This is a genomic window from Nonlabens dokdonensis (assembly GCF_002162835.1).
GTDB lineage: Bacteria > Bacteroidota > Bacteroidia > Flavobacteriales > Flavobacteriaceae > Nonlabens > Nonlabens dokdonensis_B.
On sequence record NZ_MAAX01000043.1, the window covers coordinates 1 to 7,776 of the forward strand.

Annotated in this window: 8 protein-coding genes; 6 read left to right on the forward strand and 2 right to left on the reverse strand. The window is 33.8% G+C overall.

Features of this window, described 5'->3' with window-relative positions; genetic code table 11:
• Positions 1-648, forward strand: a 648-nt coding sequence (locus A9Q93_RS02630) for a type IX secretion system membrane protein PorP/SprF (protein ID WP_303685828.1), incomplete at its 5' end; no start/stop codon positions are given.
• A gap of 16 nt (positions 649-664) precedes the next feature.
• Complete coding sequence (locus A9Q93_RS02635; RefSeq protein WP_303685829.1) at positions 665-2,659, forward strand: OmpA family protein; 1,995 nt, start codon at positions 665-667, stop codon at positions 2,657-2,659.
• Between the two features lie 92 nt (positions 2,660-2,751).
• Here the strand turns inward: A9Q93_RS02635 and A9Q93_RS02640 are convergent, their stop codons facing one another.
• On the reverse strand, positions 2,752-4,359 hold the full coding sequence (locus A9Q93_RS02640; protein ID WP_303685830.1) for a peptide chain release factor 3: 1,608 nt from the start codon (positions 4,357-4,359) through the stop codon (positions 2,752-2,754).
• A gap of 342 nt (positions 4,360-4,701) precedes the next feature.
• Between A9Q93_RS02640 and A9Q93_RS02645 the strand changes: the two genes are divergently transcribed.
• The 4 genes from A9Q93_RS02645 (at position 4,702) to A9Q93_RS02660 (ending at position 7,150) form a co-directional block, all read left to right on the forward strand.
• Positions 4,702-5,724, forward strand: a complete 1,023-nt coding sequence (locus tag A9Q93_RS02645) for a LacI family DNA-binding transcriptional regulator (RefSeq protein WP_303685831.1) — start codon at positions 4,702-4,704, stop codon at positions 5,722-5,724.
• A gap of 115 nt (positions 5,725-5,839) precedes the next feature.
• On the forward strand, positions 5,840-6,352 hold the full coding sequence (idi, locus tag A9Q93_RS02650) for an isopentenyl-diphosphate Delta-isomerase (RefSeq protein ID WP_303685835.1): 513 nt from the start codon (positions 5,840-5,842) through the stop codon (positions 6,350-6,352).
• Positions 6,349-6,759, forward strand: coding sequence for a 6-carboxytetrahydropterin synthase (locus A9Q93_RS02655; protein ID WP_303685832.1), 411 nt, complete (start codon positions 6,349-6,351; stop codon positions 6,757-6,759). The genes idi and A9Q93_RS02655 overlap by 4 nt, the downstream gene beginning before the upstream one ends.
• A gap of 127 nt (positions 6,760-6,886) precedes the next feature.
• On the forward strand, positions 6,887-7,150 hold the full coding sequence (locus tag A9Q93_RS02660; RefSeq protein ID WP_303685833.1) for a hypothetical protein: 264 nt from the start codon (positions 6,887-6,889) through the stop codon (positions 7,148-7,150).
• On the opposite strand, the gene A9Q93_RS02665 is transcribed toward A9Q93_RS02660, so the two are convergent.
• The coding region (locus tag A9Q93_RS02665) for a DUF4369 domain-containing protein (protein ID WP_303685834.1) at positions 7,145-7,776 on the reverse strand (632 nt) is incomplete at its 5' end. The two genes, A9Q93_RS02660 and A9Q93_RS02665, sit on opposite strands and share 6 nt — an antisense overlap.

A 7,776-nucleotide genomic window follows, 5' to 3' on the forward strand; every position in this document is an offset into this window, starting at 1 on the left:
TATGTTGCTGCTGATTTCAGTTATACAATACCGGTAGGAGACGAGGCAAGGCTAAGCTTTGGTCTGAAAGGTGGAGTACACGTGCTTAATGTAGATTTTACGAGACTTAATATTTTTAATTCTGGAGATCCTAGGTTAACAGAAAATGTAGAAAATAAATTATCGCCTACTGTAGGTCTCGGATTATATTACCATACACAAAAATTTTATTTAGGGTTAAGTAGTCCTAATTTATTACAAACAGATCATTTTGATGATAGAAATGATTCTAGTAGCACAACCTATATTGCAAGTGAGCGTATGCATATTTTTGGAACAGCAGGTTACGTGTTTGACGTTAGTGAGACTGTAAAATTTAAACCTGCAACAATGGTTAAATTAGTACAAGGCGCACCTTTGCAGGTAGATCTTACAGCTAGTTTTCTATTTAATGACAAGTTAACCGTAGGTGCTGCTTATAGATGGAGTGCTGCAGTAACTGGTCTAGTAGGATTTCAAATAAGTGATCAAATTTTGATAGGATTTGCATATGATAGAGAAACAACTGAATTAGGTAATGCAGTTTTCAATGATGGTAGTTACGAACTATTCCTTAGATTTGAATTATTTAATAGTTACGATAGAATTATAACTCCTAGATTCTTTTAAAAAACAAATGAACACGATGCTTAAAAAAATATCCATATTTGTTTTCCTACTTACAGCGACAGTTGTCTATGGACAAAAAGAGAATTTAGATAAAGGAAACAAAAAGTATAAAGCTCTTGCTTTTATTGAGGCTCAAAAGATTTATCTCAAGCTTGCAGAAGATGGCTATGCAACTGCCGAAGTGCTAGCTAAACTGGGTGATACTTACTATTTTAATGATGAGTTAAATAAGGCTCATAAATGGTATGAACAACTCTTTACTCAATATGAAAATAATGTAAAACCTGAATACTTCTTTAGATATGCACAGTCCCTTAAATCGGTAAACCGCTACGATGAGGCTGATCGTTTAATGGCAAAATTCAATACATTCAAAGGTTTTGATTCTAGGTCACAGTTGTATTCTGAAGAGCCTAATTATTTACAAATAATAGATTTTCAATCAGGAAGGTTTGAAATTGCAAATACAAAAAAAATCAATTCCTATTCAGTAGATTTTGGTCCTGCGTTCTATGCTTCTCAAAATCAAGTTGTTTATGCAACCTCTAGAGATTCTGGTTCCTTAATAAATAGAAGACATTCTTGGAATGGTCAGGCTTTTTTACAACTTTACACGGCAGATGCTGATGAAACAGGAAAGTTAAGTAATCCAAAAAAGTTCTCTAGTCGTATTAATACAAAGTATCATGAAAGCACCCCAGCATTCAGTCCTGATGGGGAAACAATGTATTTCACGCGTAATAATTATGAAAACGGCGTGTATAGAAAAGATATAGATGGTACTAATAAATTGAAGATATTCAGATCTTACAGGTTAGATGACGGAAGATGGAGTACCCCAGTGTCATTACCATTTAATAATGATGAATATTCCGTTGCACATCCTGCTTTAAGTCCAGACGGTAAACTTCTTTACTTTAGTAGTGATATGCCAGGAACTATGGGATATGATATTGATGATGATTTTACTAAGGCTGATATATGGGTTGTGGATATTCTAGAAAATGGACAGTTTAGTGAGCCTAGAAATCTTGAAAACGTAAACACCCCAGGTAGAGAGACCTTTCCATTTGTTAGTAAAAATAATACACTGTACTTTGCTTCTACCGGTCATCAAGGTTTAGGTGGATTAGATATTTTTGCTAGTTCTATTAAACCAGATGGTACGACTAGTAAGGTTATTAATATAGGTAAACCTGTAAATACACCTGACGATGATTTTGCCTTTATAGTAAATGATGATACTAAAATAGGTTACTTCAGTTCTAACCGCCCAGGAGGATCTGGTGATGATGATATTTATAGATTTATACAACTTGAAGATTTGAGAGTACCGTGTGAGGTGCTAATTACTGGAACTGTTACAGACAGTAAGTCTGGAGAAGCTCTAAATGGCGCTACTGTGATGATAATGGATGCTAACAATAATAAGGTAGATGAACTCATTACAAAGGAAAACGGTAAATATGCATTTAAAGTAGAATGTGACAAACAATATTTTGTTAGAGCAGAAAAGGAAGAGTATTCTTCTGATGAAGATTTGTTTTCTACTCCTAATCAATCTGATTTTATTGATATACCACTAGAGTTAGAAACTACTCTTATTCCTGTTGTAGATTGTGATGATATCGCACCATTATTAGGAATTGAACAAATTTATTTTGACTTTGATAAATACAATATCCGTCCAGATGCCGAGTATGAACTTGCAAAAATCAAGGCTTTCATGGAATTGTATCCTGAAACTACAGTAGAAATTAGATCTCATACAGATAGTAGAGCACCTGACGATTACAACATCACACTATCAAATAATAGAGCAAATAGTACGATGAATTGGCTCGTTTCTAAAGGGATAGACGCTTCTAGATTAACCGCAAAGGGATATGGAGAGACAAGGCTAGTTAATGAATGTTCAAATGGAGTGCCTTGTTCTAGAGAACAACATCAACTTAATCGTAGATCTGAGTTCATTGTTTCTGGTTTAGAAAAATTTAAAGACTGTAAGTAATATTTATATTACATATTATAAAAAAAGGATCTGTGCTCATAGTACAGATCCTTTTTTCTTTTATGCATCTTGATTTGCATATTGAGCTTTAGTTATTTACGATTTACTTCAGGTTCAAACTCTGAAATGAAATGGAACTTTATACTAGGATATTTTTGTTGAGTCATTTGTAATGAAAAAGAAGAGTCTGCAAGAAAAACTAATTGACCGCGTTTATCTTTACATAAAAATTTAGATTTAACACGTTTAAAGTCACTGATTTCTTCTGGTTTTGCAACAGAATCATCTACCCAGCAAGCTTTATGGACATTTAAATTCTCATAGGAGCATGTGGCTCCGTATTCATGTTCTAATCTGTATTGTATCACTTCAAATTGTAAGGCTCCTACGGTACCTATCACTTTACGGCCATTAAGCTCTAAAGTAAAAAGTTGAGCAACACCTTCATCCATTAACTGATCTATTCCCTTTGCAAGTTGTTTAGACTTCATAGGATCTGCATTGTTAATGTATCTAAAGTGTTCTGGAGAGAAGGATGGTATACCCTTATAATGTAGTTCTTCTCCAGAGGTGAGTGTATCTCCTATTTTAAAATTTCCTGTATCATGTAAGCCTACAATATCACCAGGGAAAGACTCATCAACGATTTCTTTTTTCTCAGCAAAAAAAGCATTAGGACTAGAAAATTTTAAATTTTTGTTCAGTCTCACGTGTTTATACGCTTTATTACGCTCAAATGTCCCGCTTACTATTTTTATAAATGCAAGGCGATCTCTATGTCTTGGGTCCATGTTTGCATGAATCTTAAATACAAAACCACTGAAATCTTTTTCATTAGGTTCTACCAGTCTTTCTTCAGCATTTTTTGCTCTAGGTGCCGGAGCTATCTCTATAAAACCATCAAGAAGTTCTTTTACACCAAAATTGTGTAGTGCACTACCAAAAAATACTGGTTGCAACTCGCCATCTAGATATTCTTGCCTATTAAATTCTGGATAAATTCCAGTTGCTAGTTCAAGTTCTTCTCTAAGAGTTTCGGCGGCTTGATTACCTATAAGTGTGTCAAGTTTTTCATCATTAAGGTCATCAATAGCGGTAGTACTGTGAATATCCTTTGAAGATGCACCAGTAAATAAGTTGACATTTTTTTTGTGAATATTATATATACCTTTTAGATCATAACCCATGCCTATAGGAAAACTTAAAGGTGTTACTCGCAACTCTAATTTTTGTTCTATCTCGTCAAGTAAATCAAAGGCATCCTTACCTTCTCGGTCCATCTTATTTACAAATACTATAATAGGTATTTGTCTCATTCTACAAACCTTGACTAACTTTTCAGTTTGCTCCTCGACACCCTTGGCAACATCTATTACCACTATAACACTATCCACCGCGGTTAATGTTCTAAAAGTATCTTCTGCAAAATCCTTGTGACCAGGTGTATCAAGGATATTTATTTTTATACCATCATATTCAAAAGCAAGTACAGAAGTTGCGACAGATATACCACGCTGGCGCTCTATTTCCATAAAGTCACTGGCAGCTCCTTTTTTAATCTTATTACTTTTAACAGCTCCGGCCTCTTGAATGGCTCCTCCGTATAAAAGTAATTTCTCAGTAAGTGTTGTTTTACCTGCATCTGGGTGGGACACAATTCCAAAGGTTCTCCTTCTTGCTATCTCTTCTTTAAACTTCATGTATCTAATTAATCAGTTTGCAAAAATAGGTTAATCAGGCGTTTTATCAAGTACTTCTGAGGTGCAGCTCGTTACTTATTCTTATACAGTTTTATCAAACTTGTCATTTATGGATAAGGGAAGTTAATTGTTCTCGCTTTCGCGAAAGCGAATCCTAATGTATTAAACTATACCCAACAAAATTTTAGGGAAAACCACTTTTTTTGATAAATTATGATGATTTCATCTTAATTTTTAAGGGGTTTGTTAAATAATCATTAGATATTCCATCCTTTTATGGTTAGTACGTTTATGAGACGTATGTTTGTTAAAAGATTAGCTTCATCTATTAATTAGCAAATTATGATTACACTTAAAGACCTTGCAGCAACCTTAGGCGTTTCTGTTTCTACTGTTTCCAAAGCGTTGAAAGACAGTCCAGAAATAAGTAAGGATACCATAACTCGTGTTAAAGAAATTGCTAAAGAATTAAATTATAGACCTAATACACTTGCTCTAAGTTTAAAAAATAGAAAGACTAAAACTATAGGTGTGATTATACCAGATATTTTAAATACGTTCTTTGCACGTATTTTATATGGTATAGAACAAGAGTCTACCGCACTTGGGTATAATATCATAACCTGCTTATCTAATGAATCCTTTGATAAAGAAAATAACAGCCTACATTTACTAGCTAATGGAAGTGTAGACGGTTTTATCATGTCAGTTTCTGAAGAAACACAGTCTAAAGGTGAAGTAAAACACCTTAAAGAAACCATTAATCAGGATGTTCCCATAGTTATGTTTGATCGTGTGGCAAATGATGTAGATTGTGATAAGGTTATTATAGATGATTTTAATGCAGCTTTTAAGGCAACAGAGACTATGATACGAGAAGGTCGTAAGAAGATAGTATTAGTAAATAGTTTAGGAGAGTTAAGTGTAGGTAAGTTAAGAGTACTTGGGTATAAAAAAGCGTTAGAAAAACACGATTCCTATACAGGAGAACCTGTAATTATAAATGTAGATGATGATCAAGTGCTATTAAATGACCAGTTAGAAAGTATCATAACGGAGCATAAAGATATGGATGGCCTTTTATGTATAGATAATATAAGTGGTGTCATGTCTGTAAATATTGCACAACGTTTAGGAAGGGTTATTCCTAAGGACCTTTCTGTAATAGGTTTTTCTTCAAATAAAATTTCTCATCTATCATTCCCGCCATTATCAACGGTTGCTCAATATGCAGAAGAAATAGGTCAAGAATCTGTAAAAATGCTTGTAGAGCGATTAGAGAGTAAGACTAAAGGCAACACAAAAACAGTTACTATTAATTATAGTATTGAATTGAGAGGTACAACTTTGCCAGTAAAAGAGTAAGATTTCTAACAAAATAAGTTCCTATAACTGTAATGATAATAGGATTTGCCTACTTAGTATATGTTTAAGGATTCAATTCATTTCCTTTTGTACTTTTGGTAAATAAATTTTAGAAATTATCGAACAAGTTATTTTAGTAAACGAGAACGATGAGCAAGTCGGTCTCATGGAAAAAATTGAAGCGCATGAAAAAGCATTATTACATAGAGCTTTTTCTGTTTTTGTAGTGAATGATAAAAATGAAATCATGCTACAACAGCGCGCCTTAGGTAAATATCATTCACCAGGATTATGGACTAACACTTGTTGCAGCCATCAACGAGAAGGAGAAACTAACATACAGGCTGGTAAACGCAGGCTTATGGAAGAAATGGGCTTTGTGACAGAATTAGAAGAGTTATTTCATTTTATTTATATAGCTCCATTTGATAATGGACTTACAGAGCACGAACTCGACCATGTGATGATAGGTAATTACAATGGTGCTCCTAACATAAATCCAGATGAAGTTGCTTCTTATAAATGGATGACGGCTCAAGATATTAAAGAAGACATAGAGCGCCAGCCAGAAATTTATACCGAATGGTTTAAAATCATATTTGAAAAATATTATTCCCACATATCATGAGACTGACTGCCTACCGTAAAGCCCATTTTAACGCCGCACATCGATTGCACCGCAAAGACTGGAGCGATGAGAAAAATGAAAAGATTTTCGGTAAATGCAACAACCCTCATTTTCATGGTCATAATTATGATCTAGAAGTAGGTGTTACTGGAGAAGTAGACCCAGAAACAGGCTATTTAATAGATCTCAAAATTTTAAAGGACATAATTAAGGACGAAGTAGAAGATGCTTTTGATCATAAAAACCTTAATGAACAAGTTCCTGAATTTGCAAATCTTAATCCTACCGCAGAGAATATCGCTTACGTTATTTACAATAAAATAAAGGCTCAACTAGATCCTAAATATGATTTAGAAATAAAGCTGTTTGAGACGGAGCGCAATTTTGTTGTTTACAGAGGTGAATAGTTGAGAATTCGCTTTCGCGAAAGCGAGATCGCCATCAAGATCATATTCAATAATAGAACATTCTTAACGTATTATAACGCAAGCTGTAACTCTTTTATTCACTATTTTTGCAATAAATTAAATTATTATGGCAAGTATTAGAGACCTGAAACAAGATATCAACTTTGTACTAGGAGATATTATTGAGGCTGCTTTGATCACACAAACAGTTAATCCTGAAAAAACAGAAGCTTCTGAAAAAATAGTAGACGATTCTATCGATACTTTTGACGAGTTAATCGCTAGAGTTAACGATCGTAAGGTAGAGAATCGCAAAGCACATATCAAAGCTGTACGTGCTGATTTAGAAACTAAAGGTAGAGCACTTATAGAACGAGTAAACGCTTTATAAGCTATTCTTATTGTTATCTATTAATACAGACAATTGTTTACCATAAACAGTTGTCTGTATTTTTTTTGGCATTTGTTTGTAAATGCTGTCTAGTAATATAGGATTTGCCTCACTAGCCTCAGTTACCAGTATATAAGGTGCGACTTCTTTATCTTTATGTAGTTGAGAATAATTAATAGCATAAAGAATCTTTTTAGTCAGGTACTTCTCGTAGGCTATGTTTATAGAATCGGCAATTTCTGGAGTTCTAGTTTTGTCAGTAAGTGACATACTTCTTTTTACAAGATCAGTATATACTTTATTGAGCCTGTTGTTATTATCTTTAAATACTTTATATATGTCTTGATTTTTGGAGCCATTTACTACGGCGTCCTTTTCAAAGTTAGCAAGTGTAGAATTCATAGTCATTACGGTATCCTCTGCAAAGAACATGAAACGATCATTGAATTCCTTTCCATCTTTTACATCAAGATGCAAGTACAATAGTTCTGGCCCATTAATATTTGTTGTTAAAGTGTAATCTGAATTCCCTTTAAACTCTGCAGAATCCACACTAACTAAGGCACTATCTTGCAATTGCTGTAAAAATATTTTACCGACTTTTACTCCTTCAATAGTTCCAGATA

What these genes read in the sequence shown, in the direction of transcription:
- A9Q93_RS02640 (WP_303685830.1), bottom strand. Translation starts at nt 4,359, where the DNA reads ATGAAGTTTAAAGAAGAGATAGCAAGAAGGAGAACCTTTGGAATTGTG.
- A9Q93_RS02655 (WP_303685832.1), top strand. Translation starts at nt 6,349, where the DNA reads ATGAGACTGACTGCCTACCGTAAAGCCCATTTTAACGCCGCACATCGA.
- A9Q93_RS02660 (WP_303685833.1), top strand. Translation starts at nt 6,887, where the DNA reads ATGGCAAGTATTAGAGACCTGAAACAAGATATCAACTTTGTACTAGGA.
- A9Q93_RS02635 (WP_303685829.1), top strand. Translation starts at nt 665, where the DNA reads ATGCTTAAAAAAATATCCATATTTGTTTTCCTACTTACAGCGACAGTT.
- A9Q93_RS02645 (WP_303685831.1), top strand. Translation starts at nt 4,702, where the DNA reads ATGATTACACTTAAAGACCTTGCAGCAACCTTAGGCGTTTCTGTTTCT.